Source organism: Azospirillum sp. Sh1, assembly GCF_008365135.1.
Lineage (GTDB): Bacteria > Pseudomonadota > Alphaproteobacteria > Azospirillales > Azospirillaceae > Azospirillum > Azospirillum oryzae.
Genome location: NZ_VTTK01000036.1, coordinates 1 through 18623 on the forward strand (window position 1 = coordinate 1; position 18623 = coordinate 18623).

At 65.7% G+C, this 18623-nt stretch carries 21 protein-coding genes and 2 pseudogenes; 16 read left to right on the top strand and 7 right to left on the bottom strand.

Annotation, left to right across the window (positions count from 1 at the left end; genetic code table 11):
• Nucleotides 1-1301: NnrS family protein (locus FZ029_RS26275; protein ID WP_247892510.1), on the bottom strand; the 1301-nt coding region annotated here is incomplete at its 3' end.
• A 154-nt stretch (nt 1302-1455) separates the two neighbouring features.
• On the opposite strand from FZ029_RS26275, the gene FZ029_RS26280 reads away from it, so the two are divergent.
• The 4 genes from FZ029_RS26280 (at nt 1456) to FZ029_RS26295 (ending at nt 3471) form a co-directional block, all read left to right on the top strand.
• A complete protein-coding gene (locus FZ029_RS26280; RefSeq protein ID WP_149272626.1) occupies nt 1456-2172 on the top strand; it encodes a Crp/Fnr family transcriptional regulator in 717 nt (238 codons plus the stop codon).
• An 88-nt stretch (nt 2173-2260) separates the two neighbouring features.
• Nucleotides 2261-2506, top strand: a complete 246-nt coding sequence (locus tag FZ029_RS26285) for a DUF1858 domain-containing protein (protein ID WP_149272627.1) — start codon at nt 2261-2263, stop codon at nt 2504-2506.
• A 300-nt stretch (nt 2507-2806) separates the two neighbouring features.
• Nucleotides 2807-3055: a type II toxin-antitoxin system Phd/YefM family antitoxin gene (locus FZ029_RS26290; RefSeq protein WP_247892511.1), complete on the top strand. Its 249-nt coding sequence runs from the start codon at nt 2807-2809 to the stop codon at nt 3053-3055.
• Nucleotides 3055-3471: a type II toxin-antitoxin system VapC family toxin gene (locus FZ029_RS26295; protein ID WP_149272629.1), complete on the top strand. Its 417-nt coding sequence runs from the start codon at nt 3055-3057 to the stop codon at nt 3469-3471. Before FZ029_RS26290 ends, FZ029_RS26295 begins: the two co-directional genes overlap by 1 nt.
• Before the next feature lie 156 nt (nt 3472-3627).
• Here the strand turns inward: FZ029_RS26295 and FZ029_RS26300 are convergent, their stop codons facing one another.
• A complete protein-coding gene (locus FZ029_RS26300) occupies nt 3628-4185 on the bottom strand; it encodes a dihydrofolate reductase family protein (protein WP_149272630.1) in 558 nt (185 codons plus the stop codon).
• 80 nt (nt 4186-4265) lie between these two features.
• Nucleotides 4266-4448 (bottom strand): annotated as a pseudogene (locus tag FZ029_RS26305) (transposase); the annotation flags it as partial.
• Between the two features lie 436 nt (nt 4449-4884).
• Here FZ029_RS26305 and FZ029_RS26310 point away from each other — a divergent pair.
• The 6 genes from FZ029_RS26310 (at nt 4885) to FZ029_RS26335 (ending at nt 9357) form a co-directional block, all read left to right on the top strand.
• Nucleotides 4885-5865, top strand: a complete 981-nt coding sequence (locus FZ029_RS26310; protein WP_149272631.1) for a GTP-binding protein — start codon at nt 4885-4887, stop codon at nt 5863-5865.
• A 37-nt stretch (nt 5866-5902) separates the two neighbouring features.
• Nucleotides 5903-6625: a nitrile hydratase subunit beta gene (gene nthB, locus FZ029_RS26315; RefSeq protein ID WP_149272632.1), complete on the top strand. Its 723-nt coding sequence runs from the start codon at nt 5903-5905 to the stop codon at nt 6623-6625.
• Between the two features lie 15 nt (nt 6626-6640).
• Nucleotides 6641-7261 carry a nitrile hydratase subunit alpha gene (gene nthA / locus FZ029_RS26320; protein WP_149272633.1) on the top strand — a complete coding sequence of 207 codons (621 nt, stop codon included), beginning with the start codon at nt 6641-6643 and terminating at the stop codon, nt 7259-7261.
• 26 nt (nt 7262-7287) lie between these two features.
• A complete protein-coding gene (locus tag FZ029_RS26325) occupies nt 7288-7644 on the top strand; it encodes a nitrile hydratase accessory protein (RefSeq protein ID WP_149272634.1) in 357 nt (118 codons plus the stop codon).
• Nucleotides 7645-7672: 28 nt separating this feature from the next.
• Entirely contained in the window at nt 7673-8329 is a 657-nt protein-coding gene (locus FZ029_RS26330; RefSeq protein ID WP_149272635.1) for an energy-coupling factor ABC transporter permease, read from the top strand.
• 68 nt (nt 8330-8397) lie between these two features.
• Nucleotides 8398-9357 (top strand): GlxA family transcriptional regulator, encoded by a 960-nt coding sequence (locus tag FZ029_RS26335; RefSeq protein ID WP_149272636.1) that lies wholly within the window; start codon nt 8398-8400, stop codon nt 9355-9357.
• Between the two features lie 61 nt (nt 9358-9418).
• Here the strand turns inward: FZ029_RS26335 and FZ029_RS26340 are convergent, their stop codons facing one another.
• Complete coding sequence (locus FZ029_RS26340) at nt 9419-10387, bottom strand: GlxA family transcriptional regulator (protein WP_149272637.1); 969 nt, start codon at nt 10385-10387, stop codon at nt 9419-9421.
• A 223-nt stretch (nt 10388-10610) separates the two neighbouring features.
• Between FZ029_RS26340 and FZ029_RS26345 the strand changes: the two genes are divergently transcribed.
• Nucleotides 10611-11252 carry an HD domain-containing protein gene (locus FZ029_RS26345; RefSeq protein ID WP_149272638.1) on the top strand — a complete coding sequence of 214 codons (642 nt, stop codon included), beginning with the start codon at nt 10611-10613 and terminating at the stop codon, nt 11250-11252.
• A 57-nt stretch (nt 11253-11309) separates the two neighbouring features.
• Here FZ029_RS26345 and FZ029_RS26350 read toward each other — a convergent pair whose 3' ends face one another.
• Nucleotides 11310-12737 carry a PLP-dependent aminotransferase family protein gene (locus FZ029_RS26350; protein WP_211104216.1) on the bottom strand — a complete coding sequence of 476 codons (1428 nt, stop codon included), beginning with the start codon at nt 12735-12737 and terminating at the stop codon, nt 11310-11312.
• 74 nt (nt 12738-12811) lie between these two features.
• On the opposite strand from FZ029_RS26350, the gene FZ029_RS26355 reads away from it, so the two are divergent.
• From FZ029_RS26355 to FZ029_RS26370, 4 genes are all read left to right on the top strand, one after another.
• Entirely contained in the window at nt 12812-13231 is a 420-nt protein-coding gene (locus FZ029_RS26355; protein WP_149272639.1) for a cupin domain-containing protein, read from the top strand.
• 17 nt (nt 13232-13248) lie between these two features.
• Nucleotides 13249-13704, top strand: coding sequence for a carboxymuconolactone decarboxylase family protein (locus FZ029_RS26360; protein WP_098735044.1), 456 nt, complete (start codon nt 13249-13251; stop codon nt 13702-13704).
• A gap of 49 nt (nt 13705-13753) precedes the next feature.
• Nucleotides 13754-14398 carry an HD domain-containing protein gene (locus FZ029_RS26365; RefSeq protein ID WP_149272640.1) on the top strand — a complete coding sequence of 215 codons (645 nt, stop codon included), beginning with the start codon at nt 13754-13756 and terminating at the stop codon, nt 14396-14398.
• Nucleotides 14399-14635: 237 nt separating this feature from the next.
• Nucleotides 14636-15355 (top strand): SDR family oxidoreductase, encoded by a 720-nt coding sequence (locus FZ029_RS26370; RefSeq protein ID WP_149272641.1) that lies wholly within the window; start codon nt 14636-14638, stop codon nt 15353-15355.
• A gap of 73 nt (nt 15356-15428) precedes the next feature.
• On the opposite strand, the gene FZ029_RS26375 is transcribed toward FZ029_RS26370, so the two are convergent.
• A complete protein-coding gene (locus FZ029_RS26375) occupies nt 15429-15812 on the bottom strand; it encodes a recombinase family protein (RefSeq protein ID WP_149272642.1) in 384 nt (127 codons plus the stop codon).
• A gap of 533 nt (nt 15813-16345) precedes the next feature.
• Nucleotides 16346-17245 carry a LysR substrate-binding domain-containing protein gene (locus FZ029_RS26380; protein ID WP_149272643.1) on the bottom strand — a complete coding sequence of 300 codons (900 nt, stop codon included), beginning with the start codon at nt 17243-17245 and terminating at the stop codon, nt 16346-16348.
• Nucleotides 17246-17350: 105 nt separating this feature from the next.
• Between FZ029_RS26380 and FZ029_RS33700 the strand changes: the two are divergent.
• Nucleotides 17351-18538 (top strand): annotated as a pseudogene (locus tag FZ029_RS33700) (PLP-dependent transferase).
• Nucleotides 18539-18623: the final 85 nt, after the last annotated feature.

An 18623-nucleotide genomic window follows, 5' to 3' on the forward strand; every position in this document is an offset into this window, starting at 1 on the left:
GCGGGGGGGGGGGGGGGGGGGGGGGGGGGGGGTGCGGCCCCCCTCCCCCCCCCGCGCAGGAGAACCCCCCCCCCCCCCGGGGGGGGAGGGGGTGGGGGGGGGGGGGACGCACAGCGAGGATTCTCGGGATGGCCACGCAGTGCATCCCCCTCACCCCGACCCTCTCCCCGGGGGGGAGAGGGAGAGTTGCCCAGTTCCGAAGGCTGATGCATGCCGTAGCGTCTCGGTCGGGTGAGCAGCACGGCGGCGGTCAGAAGCTGGGCCAGGGTCCAGGCGGTCGCCGCGGCGGTCAGCAGGGGCATCGACGGCCACCAGACCGCCGCCACGCGGAGAGCGGCGGCGGTCGCCATCAGCGCGACGGCGACGGTGGCGGCGGGGGGAAAACGCTCCGGCTCCGCCTCCCGCTGCAAGGTGGTGCGGATGGTCATGGCGCTGGCGAGGATGCCGAGCGCGCCGATCCCCAGCATGTGCCAGCCGGCGGCGGGCGGCAGGCCGGACAGCGTCGCGCCTGCCACCAGCAGCCAGCCGGCGCCGAGGCAGAGATATCCCAGATGCAGGCTGGCGATCTCCGGCTGGCGCAGCAATCGATGGGGCTTCCAGCGGGCGAGGCGGAGGAGCGCGCTTGCCCCCGCCATCGCGGCACCGGCGCCGCCCAGCAGCGGCAGCAGGCCGGTGGCGGCCGACAGCAGGCAAAGCGCGGCACCGGCGATGCCCATCGCCTCCAGCCTCGGTTGGACGCGCCGGGTCAGGGTGATCCCCTGGCGGCGCAGGGCGCCGGCGGTCGCGGCGGGGATGACGCGCCCGCCCATGGTCAGCAGCAGCGTGGCGATCAGCAACAGGGCGACCGGCTGGGTGCTGCTTGACAAGATGCCAAGCTCTCCGGCCCAGAACAGCGCCTCGGCAAGCAGGAAGGCGCCGATCAGCGGGCCGAACACCGCGTTGTGGCCGCTGCGGCTGGTGCGCAGGAAGGGCAGGCCGGCAACCACGAACAGCAGGACGGGATAGGCGAAGCTGAGCGGCAGGGCCAGCGCCGCCGGCAGCCCGGCCAGCAGGGCCAGCCGGCCGGCGAGCCAGGACAGGACTGCGACCGCCAGCATCGGGCGGGACAGCCGCGTCATCAGGAAGCCGCCGACCACCGCCAGCGCATAGCCCAGCGTCATCTCGTGCGCATGGATCGCCGGGGACCAGCCGAGCGGCAGCAGGCCGCCGATCTGCGCCAGCCACAGCGGGACGGCCAGCGCGGCGAAGAGGGACGCGGCCGGATACATCAGCCGGTGGGCGCTGGTGACGGGAGCGGGCATGGTCGGCGGCTTTCGATGGTCTGCAGGGCGATGGTGTGGCGGGAGGTGGTGTGGCGGGGCCATACTGGCGGCCGGCGGGATTTCGCGCTTTGAGCGGCAACAAAGTCGTGCACGAATGGATAGAGATCATGCACCGCGAGCCAGGACGACCGCCATGCCCCCGCCCCCCGATCCCGCCGTTCTGCGCGGCATGCCGCTGTTCGCCGGCCTCGACGCCGGTGCGCTGGCCGACGCGGTGGCGTTGGCGCGGCCCCGGCTGCATCCCCGCGGCACCGCCGTCTTCACCCAGGGGGAGCCGGCGGCGGCCGGCCATGCGCTGATCGACGGGCGGGTGAAGATCGTGCAGACCGGCCCGGACGGGCAGCAGGTGGTGATGCGCTTCATCGGCCCCGGCGAGATGTTCGGGACGCTGGCGATCTTCACCGACGGACTTTATCCGGCCGATGCGGTGGCCGTGGCCGATTGCGTCGAGCTGTCCTGGCCGGCGGCGACGATGACCGAGCTGATGGACCGCCATCCCGTCATCGCCCGCAACGCGCTGTCGATCATCGGCGGCCGGCTGCGCGAACTGCAGAACCGCCTGCGCGAGGTGGCGACCGAACGGGTGGAGCGCCGCATCGCCCATGCCCTGCTGCGGCTGGTGCGGCAGGCCGGACGGCGGGTGGAGGCGGGGGTGGAGATCGACTTTCCGCTGTCCAGGCAGGATGTGGCGGAGATGACGGGGACGACCCTGCACACGGTCAGCCGCACCCTGTCGGCCTGGGAAAGCCAGGGCATCGTCGAGAGCGGCCGGCAGCAGGTGGTGATCCGCAAGCCCCACGCGCTGGTCGCCATCGCCGAGGATCTGCCGCCGGTGCCGAAACGGGAGTGACTGAAGGCAGGGTTGCGGTGGCACAAAGAGCATCGGCGGCGGGGTCGATAAGGTGGCGGCCTTTCCCCCCGTGCAGGAGCATGCCGAGATGGCCGCCCCACCCACCCTTGCCGATCTGACGATGGCCGAGCTGATGAGCGGCCGGCCGGCGGTGGTGCCGGTGCTGCTGCGCCATGGCCTCGCCTGCCCCGGCTGCGCCATGGCGCCCTTCATGACGGTGCGCGAGGCGGCCGAGGCCTATGGGCTGGAGCTTGACGTTTTTCTGGGCGATCTTGCCGCCGCGGACGGGCGGACCGGCCATTCGATTGAGACCGTTTCCACCGAGAGCCGGTGATGCACGCCGCATGCTTACCGTCGCGTAATTCGTGAGGTCCGCCCGACCCTGGGCGTCGTCAGCTCAGACTTGGCGCGACACCTGACGGAACCGTCGAGGGAGGCCGTGCTGCTGCTCTACCTCGGTCGCATCCAACATCAGCTTTCGCAGGTGCTGGGCCGGGACTGGCGATAACTCGCAACAACGACTGATCCAGAAGTTTCCACTTTGTAGGATTGTGCCTACATATCGATTTGCAGTTCTCACTTCATGTAGTATTGTAGTATCATCATAATGGCTGGAGTGCATGACATGGGCCGAATGATGTCCAGCAGAGAGTTCAACCAGAATCCCAGCGAAGCGAAGCGTGCGGCCGAGGATGGACCGGTGATCGTCACAGATCGCGGCGAGCCGGCCTATGTGCTTCTGCGTTACGACACCTATCAGCGCTTGTCGGGCGAACAGGGTGGTTCCATCGTCGAGATGCTGCGCCAAGATGACGCCGGGGCCGATTTCGACTTCGAGCCGCCGCGGATCGGCGACATTGCCCGGCCGGCGGTGCTGGACTGATGTTCCTGCTCGATACCAACGCCATTTCTGAACTGAGGCGGCCGGCGCGGGCCAATGCCGGCCTTCTCGCCTGGGCGGGCGGCGTGCCGCCGGCTGACCTGTTCATCTCCGCCATCACCCTGTTCGAGATCGAGCTGGGTGCCGGGCAGATCGGCCGTAGGGACGCCGCGCAAGGGGTAGTGCTGCGCAACTGGATCGACACCCAGGTGATGCCGACCTTCAGGGGCCGTATCCTGCCGGTCGATGCGGATGTGGCTCGGCGCTGCGCGACGCTCCACGTTCCTGATCCTCGGCCACAGGGCGACAGCCTGATCGCGGCCACCGCGCTGGTTCATCGCTTGACCGTCGTGACCCGCAACGTGCGTGGTTTCGAGCCGATGGGCGTTCCGCTGTTCAACCCCTGGAGCAGCAGCTAACGCCCTCCAGCATTTCCAGAAAACGCCCCCTTGATGCTTGGAGCCGGTCTACTCAGACCCCGCTTCACACCATCACGGTGGTGACCGCCGCCCTGCCAAGCCCGCGCTCGGCATACGGCCCATTACGGCATCTAGGCGCGTCAAGGCGTCTTTGAGTCAGCGTTCGCGCCGGTAGTGCATGGCGACGGCGCCGTTACGGAGCGACTTCACCGAGACCAACTCGAGCCGTCGCGAACTGGGCAGCCCGCCCTGGTACAAGGTCGGCCCGTGGCCGGCGATCCTGGGATGAACGAGGAACTTATACTCGTCGATCAGATCAAGCCGATCCAGCTCAGTTGCGAGTTTGCCGCTACCAACGAGTACGCCCGCCGGAGTCGCGTCCTTAAGCCTTTGCACGCCTGTCCGCAGGTCGCCGGCGATGTGGTGGCTGTTGGTCCAAGGGAAGTCCTTTCGTGTCGATGACACCACGTACTTCGGCTTGGCTTCCAGCTTGACCGCCCACTCGCGTATCGCCGGCGGCGCCTCCACCTCCCCGCGCGCGACCGCCGGCCAGTAGCCCTCCATCATCTCGTAGGTGAGGCGGCCCCAGAGCATCGCCCCGCCCTCGTCCATGAGGCCGGTGAAAAACGCGTGGGTCTCGTCGTCAGCGATTCCCTCCTGGTGGTCGACGCAGCCGTCCAAGGTTACGTTCATGCTGAAGGTCAAAAGTCCCATGTGGCGATCCGATCGTGTCCCTGGCCGTGGTGTAGGAGCGGAGAGGCGCTCATGGTCTCCGGCTGGTCTGGCCGGGATTGTCAGGCGGCCACAGCGGGCAGGCTGACGAGGGGATCATCGCCGAGCGGGGCGATGGTTTCCAGCGTCATATAGCGCGCCCTCTGGACAGCCCATTCTTCGTTCTGCTCCAAGAGGATGGCACCGATGAGGCGCGTAATCGCCTCCTCATTCGGAAATATGCCGACAACCTCGGTGCGTCGCTTGCGCAGCTCGACCGTGCCGGCCCGGGTCTCCCAGTCGCGATCCCGGTAGCCGTTACGCTGGACCAGCCGCTACCGAAGAACCACGATGACCGCCCGCTGTGGATAACCGGCCCGCCTACGCCAGCCATCAGAGGGCGCTACGGCGGGCCGGTTCCCCACAGCCGCTCCTGCACCAACCCGTAGGGCACCACCAATGATATCCGGGTTAGTTCGCCCTCCCGTTCGCCCACTCGCCCGCCGTCGCAGCCGTGGCCGCAAAGCGGTTGGCCGATTCTGATAGGTGCTTTGTCCGGAATTGCCCGCTGCCACATGTTGAGTCAGCGGACGGTATGCGGTGCAATGTATACCACGGGGCGCCGAAGCAGATCGGCCAATCCCCTTGGCACGCTGCAAGGCCAAGGCCGCCCTTCGCAACCTGAAGCAACGGAGCATCGCCATGCGACCGATTCCGGTGACCGTGCTGACCGGATTTCTCGGGGCCGGCAAGACGACCCTGCTCAACCGCATCCTGGCCGAACACGGGGGAGAGCGAACCGCCGTCATTGTCAACGAATACGGCGAACTCGGCATCGATGGACTGCTGGTGACGGCGACGAGCGAGACGGTTGTTGAGCTCAACAATGGCTGCGTTTGCTGCATCGTCCGCGGCGATCTGATCGAAGCGCTGATGAGGTTGGTCGAGGATGAGTGCGGGTTCGATCGGGTGGTGATCGAGACGAGCGGCCTCGCCGATCCGGCACCCGTCATCCAGTCCTTCGTGTTGGACGACGGGCTGCGCCGCCGCTTCGCGCTCGATGCCATCGTCACCGTGGCCGATGCCCGTCACCTGCCCTTGCAACTGGGCCATGACGAGGCACGCGAACAGATTGCCTTCGCCGACGTGATCCTGCTGAACAAGATCGATTTGGAGCCCACCGCGGCACTCGACTCCGTGGAGCGCGATATCCGCCGGCTCAACCCCTTGGCCCGCATCCACCGGACCGAAGCCTGTGCCCTGCCTCTCTCCCAGATCCTTGGGATCGGTGCCTTCGATCTTGCGAACATCCTGCGTCTCGACCCGGGCATCCTTGAGGACCATGAGCACGAGCACGAGCACGATGCCGACATCGGCTGTGTGGCCTTGCGCGAGGCCGGGAGGCTCGATCCGGCGGCGGTGGATCGCTGGCTCAATCAACTCGTGCAGGACAAGGGACGCGACCTGCTGCGCGCCAAGGGCGTGCTGAATCTCGACAGACAGGGGCGCCGCTTCGTCTTCCACAGCGTCCACATGACGTTGGACGGTCGACCGAGCCGGCCGTGGACGCCCAGCGAGGAACGCCTGAACCAACTCGTCTTCATCGGCCGCCACCTTGATGCCGGAGCGCTTCTGGAGGGGCTCCGCGGCTGCAAGGTCCGGGTGGACGATCCTGTTCTCTGATGTTTCCGATTCCGTTCCCCATCTCAGGAACAGCCCAATGAAGCTGCAACATTATCTCGGGGGCCTGGAAGGCTTGGGCCCCATCACGGTCGAAAAACGTGTGTTCGTGGAGGAGTGGGAAAAGCGCATCTTCGGCATTCACACGGCCATGATGGCGCTCAGCCCGCAGTTGCCCTTCCGCACCACGCCGAGCGCTTTTCACACCGTTTGGACCTGGGCTCATCTGCGCACCGGCGCGGAAGCCCTGAACCCCTTCGATTACTTCAAGTACCGGTACTACGAGAAGTGGCTTGGCGGCATTTGCGGCTACCTGATCGACAACGGCTACATCACGGTCGAGGAGCTGGACGCACGCACGGCCGAGTATCTTGCCGAACCGGACAAGCCGCTGCCGCAGGGCGGCGCGCCGGAGATCGACCGGCGCGTCGAACGCTATCTGGCGACAGGGGATTCGCCAAAGCGCGACGTCGCGGTCCGGCCCGACTTCCAGGAAGGCGATACCGTTACCGTCAGGAATGTGCCGACGGTCGACCACACCCGCCTGCCCGGCTTTTTGCGAAACCACAGCGGCGTGGTCGAGACGGTCTATCCGGGAGCCTACGGCTATCTGACCGATACCGGGACCGACGGCGTCGGCGCACCGATGGCGGTCTATTGCGTGCGCTTCGAGGCCGAGGAGCTGTGGCCCGGCAACACGGAGCCGAACGTCACGCTCTACGCCGATCTCTATGCCGCCTATGTCGCCAAACCTGCCGCCTGACCGGAGTCGTCGAGAATGACCGATCGTTTCCACCATCCCGATGACCGCGAAGCCCGAAGCGCTGCGCGCGTCCGCGCCCTCGAAGCACTGCTCATCGAAAAGGGCATCATTACCAGTAAGACCGTAGACACGGTGCTGGATGTCTTCGAGACGAAGATGGGTCCGTTCAACGGCGCCAGGATCGTTGCCCGGGCCTGGGTCGATCCGGCCTTCAAGAAGCGGCTGATCGAGGATGCGCCGGCTGCCATCGCCGAGATGACGGACCTGCCGGAAGGCATGGCCGGTGCCGAGGGCGAACACATGCGCGCCGTGGCGAATGGCGAGGGGGTTCACAATCTGGTCATCTGCACGCTCTGCTCCTGCTATCCTTGGCCGGTGCTGGGGCTGCCACCCTACTGGTACAAGGATCCGACCTTCCGCAGCCGCGCCGCCCGCGAGCCGCGTGCCGTGCTGAAGGAATTCGGGCTGGCTGTTCCCGAAAGCACGGAGGTCAAGGTCTGGGACAGCAGCGCGCAGATCCGCTGGTTCGTCATTCCCGAACGCCCCGCCGGGACCGAGGGCATGAGCGAAAGCGAACTCGCCGCCCTGGTCACGCCGGAAGCCATGATGGGCGTGGCGGTGGCGACGTCCCCCTGACCCCCGAACCGGCAGGAGAAACGGGCATGCTGACCCGCTTCGAACATTTCGCCTTGACCAGCATGGCCGGGTCCGGGGATTCCCCGCCCCGCGCCAACGGCTCTCTCTGCTTCGCCGAGGAGTGGGAGCGGTCGGCCTTCGGGGTGGCGCTCGCCCTGGCGCGGGAAGGTCATTTCGAATGGGAGGATTTCCGCCGGAACCTGATCGCCGCCATCGGCGACTGGGAGCGGGCTCAGACCCCCGGCGACCCCTCGTGGAACTACTACGAACAGTGGTTGAGCGCCCTGGAGGCGACGATCCTCCAATCCGGTCTCGCGACGTCCGACGAACTGTCGGCACGCATAGCCGCCGCCACTGCGCCCGCCGACACGCAATCGGCCTGATTCCATAGTCAAACATCGGGAGACGTCCATGCATATCGAACCCGGCATGCTGTCCGCCGCCAAGATCGTCGGCGCCGATGCCGCCGTACTCAGCCTTCTCGCCACGCATGTTCCGGCCTTCCTGCGCCGACCGCAGGAATGGATCAAAGCACTCCTGGCGGCCGCCTTCTTCTCGGTCCTCATGGAGGTCTGGCACCAGCCGGTCGGTCCATCGGAGCTGCACTTCATCGGCGCCTCCGCCATCTATTTCGTCTTCGGCTTCCGGGCGACGCTGTTCGGGTTCGGCATCGGCCTTGCGCTGCAGGGCCTGCTGTTCGAACCCCAGGATCTTGTGCATCTCGCCGTGAACTCGCTGTCGCTGATGGTGCCACTGGTCGCCGCTCACGCCATGGGCGGAAGGCGCCTGTTGGACGCCGGCGGGCTAAGCTCGATCCGCTGGTCATCGGTTCTGCGCTTCGATGCCGTCTACTACAGCGGTGTGGTCGCCATGGTCGGCTTCTGGCTGATGTTGGGCGAGGAGGCGACGCCGTTCGTGGACTGGGTGGTTTTCGCCGCCGCCTATCTGCCAGTCGTGCTGTGCGAGCCGGCGATCAGTTGCGGGCTGCTGCGGGCGCTGGGCCGGTTGGACGCCGGCAATCCGCTGCTTCGCGTCACCACGTTCCGCAGCCCTGCCCTTGCCGGATAATCGGCATGCCGAATACGATCGGGCGGCCGGGACAATTCGGCCGCCCGACTGCAGGATGAGCATTTTTCATGCGGATTGTGCTTCTCGCCCCTCCGGGGGTTCAGGCGTTGGATGTGGTGGGCCCGGCGGAGGTGTTCTGGGAGGCGGCGCGCCGTCTCGGAGACCCGAAGGCCTACGAGGTGCAGGTGATGGGCACCGCGGAGGGGCCGGTCTGCGGGACCGGCAACCTGCGGTTCCTGGCCGATCGTTCCATCCACGATCCGGACCAGCCGATCGACACGTTGCTGATCGCCGGTGACCCGTCGTTCAAGGCCGTCGATCCGGCGGTGATCGACTGGCTCAGGCGTCGCGCGCCGCAAGCCCGCCGCTATGGCTCGATCTGCACGGGGGTGTTCCTTCTGGCAGCGACCGGGCTGCTGGATGGCCGGCGCGTCACCACCCATTGGGAATGCGCCGACAAGCTTCGCACCGATTTTCCAGCCCTGACCGTCGATCCGGACCAGATCTTCATTCGCGATGGCAAGGTCTGTACCGCCGCCGGCGTCACGTCGGGCATCGACCTGGCGCTGTCCCTCCTGGAGGAGGATCACGGGCGGGAGCTGGCGCTGCTGGTCGCCCGCTACATGGTGATGTTCCTGAAGCGGCCCGGCGGGCAGTCGCAATTCAGCGCCCATCTCGCCGCACAAGCATCGAGCCGGACCGGAATCCAGAAGATCCAGGAGTATGTGCTGGACAACCTTTCCGCCGATTTGTCCGTGGACGCCTTGGCCGCCCACGCCGGTATGAGTCCGCGGAATTTTGCCCGGGTGTTCAAGCGCGACGTCGGCCACCCGCCTGCTGAGTTCGTTGAGGCCGCGCGGCTAGACGCGGCACGCCGGATGCTGGTCGATTCCTCCACGCCGCTCCAGCGGATCGCCTATATCTGCGGTTTCGGTGACGCCGGCACCATGAGGCGCGCATTCGTCCGCACTCTCGGCACCACTCCGGCCGACTACCGGAAGCGCTTCCGCACGACGACAGCCTCCTGATCCATGGGATGATGGGGCGAGGCGGCCATCCTGGATGCCGCGGCGACAGGGGCGGAACCCCTTATCCTCCCCGGCGAAAGCTTGCCCGGTATTGGGCGGGCGATACCCCAAGCTTTTCGCTGAACACGATGCGCATCCGGTCAGTCGTGCCGAAGCCGCAGTCGTGCGCCACAGTCTTGAGCGGGCGCTCGGTTGCCTCAAGCAGCATGCGGGCGGCGTCGATCCGGGCGCCCTGGACGAAGTCGTGCGGCGTGATGCCGGTTTCCTGCACGAAGTGGCGGGCAAGATTGCGGGAACTCATGCCCACCTTGTCGGCGAGCGACCGAAGCGTATGAGGCTTCTCCAGGTTGGCCATGACATGGTCCCGGATGCGCGCGCTGACCGACGCCGGGTCGGCCGGCACAGTCAGATAGGGGCTGAACTGCGACTGCCCTCCTTGGCGTTGGGCCACCACCACCAGCCGTTTCGCGACCGTTAGGGCAACGCCGGCCCCGTGGCGCTGGGCCACGAGCGCCAGTGCGAGATCGATGCCTGCGGTCACGCCTGCGGATGTGACCAGCCGCCCATCACGAACATAAATGCGGTCCGGCTCCACCTTGGCGTCTGGAAAGCGCGCAGCGAGGGCCTGTGCGTTCTGCCAGTGGGTGGTCACCGTGTGCCCATCGAGCAGCCCGGCACCGCCGAGCGCGAAGGCTCCCGTGCAGATGGAGCCGTAGACCTCCGCGCGTTCCGGTGCCGAGCGCAGCCAGTCGGTAAGCCGCGTGTCCGGACCGGCGTCGGGCAAATGGGGGCCGCCGGCGACCAGCAGGATGTCGAAGTCCCCGGATGCGTCCTCGAAGCTCACATCCGCAATCATCTGCATCCGGTTTGATGCGCGCAATGGTCTCCGGTCGGCAGCGATGAGGACCGTTTCATAGCGGTCCTCCGCCGGGACGTAAGTGTTGGCTTCAGCGAAAACGTCGACGGGTCCGGCGACGTCCAGCGCCTGGACGCCCTCATGGATCACGATCGCAACCTTTTGAACAGCCACCGCCGCTCCATTCGGTGCTGGCACGAACCGACGTGCCATTGTCCTGATCTATAGGTCAGCCGGCATTGCGGTGTCGAGCCATGATTTGTCAGAAATAGATCGGCGGTCGCGCCGTGGACCGTATTCTCATTCAGCATGAACCGCCATCTCGACCGTAATGGGGAAATCCTCAGCATATGAATACACAGCGAGGAAACCTGAATTTCTTTCATGGAGTGCAATCATGTCCGAAGTCATCGCCGGAATCACCATTCCCGACAGTGAGATTGCCCGCGCGGCGACCCAGCTTGTCCGCGATACGGAGGATGACCTGCTGTACAATCACAGCCGGCGGGTGTTCCTCTGGGGCGCGCTCACCGGCAATCGCCGTGGACTCGCCTACGACGCCGAACTGCTCTATGTGGGCGCGATGTTCCACGATATGGGGCTGACCGACCGCCATTCGAGCGCGGATCTCCGGTTCGAGGTCGACGGCGCGAATGCAGCCCGCGAATTCCTCAAGGGGTACGGCGTCGCCGAACGCGACATCGAGGATGTCTGGACCGCGATCGCGCTCCACACCACGCCGGGCATCCCCGAGCACATGCGGCCCACGGTCGCCCTGGTGACGGCCGGTGTGGAGATGGACGTGCTGGGGATCGCCTATCACGATTTCACGCATGAGCAGCGCCATCACGTCTGCGCCCATCATCCGCGCGAGGCCGACTTCAAGGAAAACATCATCGACCACTTCGCCCAGGGCATCACCAGGAAGCCTCAGACCACTTTCGGCAACGTCAAGGCGGATGTTCTCGCGCTGAAGAAGCCGGGGTTCCAGCGGACGAACTTCTGTTCAATCATCCTCAATTCGGCGTGGCCGACCTGACCGGCTTTCCGAACCCCGCCAAGGCCATCCACCTGAACGGCGGCGTTGGTCCCCTTCTCACTGGAACCGCCGGATCGTTTCCAGGAGTCGGTCGCAGGATCGCGCAAGATTCCTGGTCGGCGCCGTCGCGACGCCCAGCAGAAGCCCGGACTCGGCGTCGTCCGGCGGCGCATACCAGGGCGAAAGCGGTGCCGGAAACATGCCGAACGTCAAGGCTTCGCGCGCGATGGCGACATCCGGCGTTCCCTTCGGCAATCTGAGCAGCACCGCCAAACCGGGAGCGGCAACAAGCTCCGCGCCGACGGAGGCGTGAAGACAATCCAAAACCGCCTGCCGCTTGGCCGCGTAAGCACGCTTGGTGCGCCGGAGATGGCGCATGTAATGTCCTTCGCGGATGAACTCGGCGGTCGCGATCTGCACCGCGGGTCCAGGCGGCGGTGCTAGGCATGCCGCCACCTCGGCGAACCGGGAGACCAACCCGACCGGGGCGACGACGAAGCCCAATCGGAGGGTCGGGCTGATCGTCTTGCTGAATGAGCCGATGTGGATGACGCGCCCGCCCCGATCGAGCGAGGCGAGCGCCGGCGCGGCCCTTCCCGCCAATTGCAGTTCGCTCAGATAATCGTCCTCGATCACCCAGACCCGGTTCGCGTCCGCCCATTCAAGAAGACGAAGGCGCCGCTCCAGCGACAAGGTCGGCCCAAGCGGCGCCTGCTGTCCGGGGGTCACGACGACGAGCTTCGCGTCGGGATGATGCCGCAGCCCATGATCGACATCGATCCCGTCCGCATCGACGGGAACCGGGGCCACCGCCAAACCTGCGAGTTCAAGTCCTTTCCTCGTCCATGGAAAGCCCGGGTTTTCGAACCAGGCCGACTGCCCGCCCAAGCCGAGAACGCTGAGCGCCAGACCGAGTCCGGCGCCGAACCCCCCGGTGACGACGACCTGCGACGGCGAGCAGCTGATGCCGCGGGCGACAGCCAGATAGGCTGCGATCTCCCGCCTCAACTCATGCTCGCCGCGGGGGTCGGGATATGACGGGGGAACGCTCGCCTCGGCGCGGACGGCATTCGCGCGAATGCGCGCGAACAAGGTTGCCGGGAAAGTCTCCGCCGCCGGCACGCCCATCTGAAAGAACGCAGGCCCCCGCGTCATTTCCAGGTAGGTCTCCAGAAACGACCCCGCGTCCGGCGGTGGTTCGCTCCTTGTGGCGGTGCGCGGGCGTTGGGCGACGCGCGTGCCCATGGCGCGCGAGGCCTCGATCAGCTGGGCGGCGGCGAGATTCTCATAGGCGGTCCGCACCGTTCCGCGCGCGACGCCGAGCTGGGCCGCAAGATCCTGCCAGGACGGCAGCCGTGCGCCGGGTTCCAGCACGCCGTCTTCGATGGCTTTGGCAACCCCCCTGCGGATCTGCTCCGACAGGGAGGCCTTGGCCGAACGGTCGAGGGTCAGGTCGAGCGGCTTGTTCATGCCGTCATGGTACATGATTTCATCGCATTCTTGGGCCTTTTTCCTGGCTCAGAAAAGCCGCATCTTCAGGGCGTCACAGGAGAAAACCCATGAAGAACCGCATCATTGCCCCTGCTGTCATGGCCGTGCTTGCTGCGACCTTCGCCGGTCCTGCCCCGGCTCACGACGCTCAAACCGAAACGGTGACGGCCAAGTTCGATCAGGCCATTGCCAACATCCCGGGCAAGTCGCTCCGCGTCGTCGAAGTGGACTATGCGCCCGGCGCCGCTTCCCTGCCGCACACCCACGCAAAGTCCGCCTTCATCTACGCCTACGTGCTGTCCGGCGAGATCGAGTCGAGCGTGAACGACGGTGAAACCCGCCTCTACAAGGCGGGTGAGGGTTGGTCCGAAGTGCCGGGCGCGGTCCATTCCGTCAGCCGCAATGCCAGCAAGACCACACCTGCGAAGCTGCTTGCCGTCTTTGTCGTCGACTCCGGTGAGGACAAGCTCACCTTCCCCATCAAGTGAAAGAAGGAACCTGACCAATGACCAACAGGCTCGACTACAATCAAATCGCCCCCAACGGCGCCAAGGCGCTGGGCGGTGTCTATGGCTATGTCATGCAGAGCGGTCTGCCCGGAGAGCTGGTGGATCTCGTCTACCTGCGGGTTTCACAGATCAACAACTGTGCCTTCTGTCTCGACATGCACACGCGCGAACTCATCAAAAGAGGCGTGAAGGTCGAAAAGCTCGCACTGGTGCAGGCCTGGAAGGAAGGCGGTCCTCTCTTCAGCCGGACCGAGCGCGCCGCGCTTGCCTGGGCCGAGACCGTGACGCTCGTTGCCGAGACCGGTGTTCCGGACGACGCCTACAACGCTGCACGTGAGGTGTTCGACGAGAAGCAGCTCGTCGACCTCACGATCGCAATCAGCCTGATGAACAGCTACAATCGCATGGCCATCAGCTTCCGCAACACGCCGCAGGCCGTTCTGGAGAGCTGAACACGCCACGACTCCGATGCAAGGCCCAGCTTGGGAAGGAGTACAGACCATGGTGGCCAATGACATTTCGGATGTGAGAATTCCCGACAGCAAACTGGCCCGTGAGGTGACCCGGTTCATCCGGGACACCGAGAGCGATCTGCTCTTCCATCATTCGGTCCGGGTTTATTTCTGGGGAGCCATAGCGGGAACGCGACGGCGCATGAGCTTCGATCCGGAGCTGCTCTATACGGCCTCCATGTTCCACGACATCGGCCTCACCGCGACCTACAAGAACAGCCAACTGCGGTTCGAAGTGGACGGCGCCAACGCCGCGCGGGATTTCCTGCGGGCGCAGGGCATTTCGGACGGCGACATCGAAACGGTTTGGAACGCCGTTGCCCTTCACACGACGCCCGGCATCCCGGAATTCATGCGTCCGGAGATCGCGCTGGTGCAGGCGGGCGCCGGTATGGACGTGGCTGGCCGCGGCTACGACCAGTTTACGGATGGCGAACGTGACGCCGTTGTCGCAGCCTTCCCCCGCGAAGCCGACTTCAAGCATGGGATCATCGACGCTTTCTATGAGGGTATGAAGCACCGCCCCAACAGCACCTTCGGTACCTTCAACGACGATTTCCTGGCAGCGAAGGATCCGGCGTTCCAGCGGGTGGATATGTGCAGCGTCATCCTCGCATCACCCTGGACGCGCTGACCGAAGCAAGAAGCCGCGGAACGCCGGCGTCCCGGAACAGAACAGAGCCCCGTTCAGGCAGCCATCCCAGGGCCACCTGTTGAAGCCCATGCCGTGACTGCCACGGACAGGGCATCCACCAACCTGAAAGCACCAACCTGAAAGCACCCTGGGCGGCGAATTCCCGCCCGCTCCCGGGTCACGCCACGGACCGTGAAGGCGCGCGCCGTGGCGGCACAGCATGAAAGATCGAGCACCATGATTCAGCGGACCTTTCTCGTCACCGGCGCCACCAAGGGCATTGGGCGGGCTCTGGCCACACGCCTTGCCGCCAACGGGCATCGGGTCGTCGGCATCGCCCGGGGCAGCGACCCGAGCTTTCCCGGAACGCTGGTGTCCATCGACCTCAGCGACAGCCAACGGGCGGCCGCGGCGCTCGCCGAACTGGCAGAGCGCTTCTCATTCGACGGCGTGGTCAACAACGTCGGCCTAGTCCGGCTGCACCAGCTCGGCTCCATCGAACTGACCGAGGTGGACGAGATCCTGCGCGTCAACCTGCACCCGACGCTCCTGACCGTGCAGGCGCTGTTGCCGACGCTGCGCGCCAAAGGCTGGGGCCGCATCGTCAACCTGTCCAGCCTGACCGTGCTCGGCGTTGCCCAGCGCACCGCGTACGCCGCGGCAAAGGCGGCGGTCGGCAGCTTTACCCGCACCTGGGCGCTGGAACTGGCGGAGACCGGCATCACCGTCAATGCAGTTGCGCCCGGTCCGACCGAGACCGAGCTTTTCCGCCAGAATACCCCGGCCGGCAGCGAAGCGGAGCGCCGCTTCCTCTCGCTCATTCCCATGAAGCGCCTCGGCCAGCCGGACGAGATCGCCGCGGCGCTCGCTTTTCTCCTCTCCGAAGAGGCCAGCTATATCACCGGGCAGACACTGTTTGTCGACGGTGGCGGCTCGATCGGTAAAGCGCTGCCCTGACCCAAGTGCCTGTGTCCAGATCGCCCTGATTCCGTCATGTCGGGGGCAGGAGACTCTACGGATTGGCCAAGTGTCAGGTCTGGTCATCGGTAGGGTGAAGCAAGCCCTGCTCTCGGGCTCGGTCGAGGAGGGCTTTGACGCTTGATGGCGCCCATGTCCGGGCGCCGGTTTTGGTCGGGATGCCCTGACGCTCCAACTGGCGGCCGATGCGGGCGAGCGTCGGCTTCTCCCCATCGGCCGCGTTGTGAAAGGTCGCGACCAGCTCCACCAGCCGCCTGTCCTGTGCCTCCGCCTTCTTGGAGCGGCGCGGCGCCGCCTTGAGCTGCGGTCGCTCGCGGTCGGCGCCGGAGGCGTTCTCCCGAAAGACCTCGGTGCAGCCGAATGACTTCAGGTCGAGGAACTGCGCCTCGGTCGACTGGTCCTCGGTGGAGACCCATGCGCAGCCGATGATGGCCATGGGCGGCTGATTCCTGTGCGCGATGGCTTCCCAGCCAGCAAGGCAATCCCAGCCGGCTGCGCCAGCGTACCATGTTTTCACGATAACCGCTTGCTCATAACCGGATGGTTGAAAAACAGCGGGAAAATTTTACCGCCGCACCTGCCCCTATCCTCTCCGCAGGCAGCGAGACAAGATGCCAAACCAGACGGTCGCCCGGTAAGCGCCGGACGAGTTGATCGGACACGCACCACCTTGCTGGGCACGTCTCGAAGGCCCGATGGAAGCCATTGTTTTCCAATGAGTTGAGGCGAATGCGGAGGGGGTTCGCTCAGCTTTTTGTGTGAACCGGTTTGCAAAACCGAGGCATCGGAGGCCCCCAGGTCCTCAGGATCCGGCTTTTTGCATCAACTGCCATAAAACGACATTCGCCTTCTAGGGCATCCAGTTCTCGGCTCCCTCAGGGACCGAACCTTTACCTGCGGTTCTGCTCGATCATCTGTTCTGCGGTTTTCGCACCAACGTCTCTGAAACGGCGTTAAACCAATTGATTATCAATCAATTGTGCCTGATCCGGTCGATGAAAACGCCATCAACTCTTTGATGCAATCGGCGACGATGCGGGATGGGCGGCGGTTTGGCGGCAGCAGGAGCAGCGTGCGGGATCGGATCACCGGCTCAAACGCGCAAGCGACCAAACCGCGGCCGAGATAGGGTTCCGTGGTCAGCGGACTGACCAAACCGCAGCCGATACCAGCCTGCACCATGGCGCAGACCGTCGTGGAATAGGGGGGTTCCAAAACGATCTTCGGCATCACGCCGTGGGCGGCCAGCACCCCATCCAGCCGTCGGCGCGCGGTGTCCTCCGGAGCGAGAGCGATGAAGGGGGTGCCGTGAAGATCGGCGGGATGCAGAACCTTGCGCTGCGCCAGCGGGTGGTCGGCCGGAACCGCGATCACCAGGCGCTGCTGCATGAACAGCGTCGCATCCACCCCGGTGACGTCGATCTCGTCGGCCGCCAGCCCGACATCGAACTGGCCGGAGGCGATCAGGTCCTTCACCACCGACGACATGCGGGCCTGGACGGTGATCGAGACATCGGGGTGCCGCAGCTGGAAAGCGCGCAACGCTTTTGGAAGTATGGTGGTGCTGATCGCCGACTGGCAGGCAACCCGGATTTCGCCCGAGCCGAAGTCGCGGATACGGGCGGCGGCGGCGCGCAGATGGATCAGGCCGGCAAAGGACGAGGACACTTCCTGGAAGAACAGGCGCGCCTCCTCCGTCGCGATCATGCGCCCCTTCGCGCGGTGGAACAGCGAAAAGCCGATCTCCCGCTCCAACTCCTGTATCGCCTTGCTGACGGCGGGCTGCGAAATGCGCAACACCTCCGCCGCACGCGACGCGGTGCCATTGGTCATCACCGCGTGGAACACTTCGACCTGTCGCAGATTCATGGTGGCCTCCCTATAACCTGGGAGAATAGGCTAGATGGAAATCAATATTGGACGAAATAGGGTTGGTGGCGTCAAATCGGGGGCGTCAGTCAAAGGACGCCTCCCATGAAAGATCTCACCCAGTGCGTGGTGAATCCTTCGGTTGCCACCGAAGGATTCGACAGCCTCAGCGTGCCCGTCCACCGTGGATCGACAATCGTCTTCGCCAATGCCGAAGGCTACGCGACACGCGGCGACCGCGGGCACACCGGCTATACCTACGGCCTTTACGGCACCCCAACGACCCGGACGCTGGAGGCCAAGCTGACGGCGCTTGAAAACGGCGTCTGGACCTTCCTTCTGCCGTCCGGGCAGGCCGCCAACAGCTTTGCCGTGCTGCCCTTCCTGCAGGCCGGCGACAGGATGTTGATCGCCGACACCTCCTACCCACCGGTGCGCGACTTCGCCAACCGCGATCTGGTCAAATTCGGCATTGAGGTCGACTATTACGATCCGACCTCCGTCGCCGACCTGGAGCGGCGGATCGACGGACGCACCAAGGTCGTCTGGTGCGAATCCCCCGGCTCCACCACCATGGAGGTCCAGGACCTGCCGGCCATCGCGGGTGTGGCGCACCGCCATGGCGCCCTGGTCGGCTGCGACAACACCTGGGCCACGCCGCTGAACTTCTAGCCTCTGGATTATGGCGCCGATCTGGTCACCGAAGCGCTGACGAAGTACGTCAGCGGCCATTCCGATCTGCTGATGGGGTCCCTCACCGTGCGGGACGAGGCCCTGATCACGCCAATCCGCAGTGCTCTCGGCCGCTACGGGGTCGGTGTTTCGCCCGATGACGCCTCGCTGGTGCTGCGGGGGATGGAGACACTGGGCGTGCGGATGCGGCAGGCGTCGGACGGGGCGATGGCGCTGGTTGAACGGCTGGCCGGCCACCCACTGGTGGAGGAGGTGCTGTATCCGGCTCTCGCCGGCTCTCCCGGCCATGCGGTGTGGAAGCGCGACTTCCTCGGGGCCAGCGGCGTCTTCAGCGTCGTGTTCACACCCGCGGCGACGCCGCATGTCTCGCCGGCCCTCGACGTGCTGCGCACCTTCGCCATCGGTGCCTCCTGGGGCGGAACCCGCAGCCTGATGGCGCCGATGTCGGTCAAGCGCAACCGCACCGCCAGCCCCTGGGCCGGCGAGGACCTGATCCTGCGCATCAGCGTTGGGCTGGAGGATCCGTCCGACCTGCAGGACGACCTCGCCGCCTTCCTCGACGACATCGCCGCACGGACGGCCAGGGCGCAGGCCGCCTAGCCGCGGCGGACGCAAACACGCACCGCTGACAATGGCGGGCGGACAACAAACAAGACGACGAACAGGGGTTTCCCGCATGACCAAA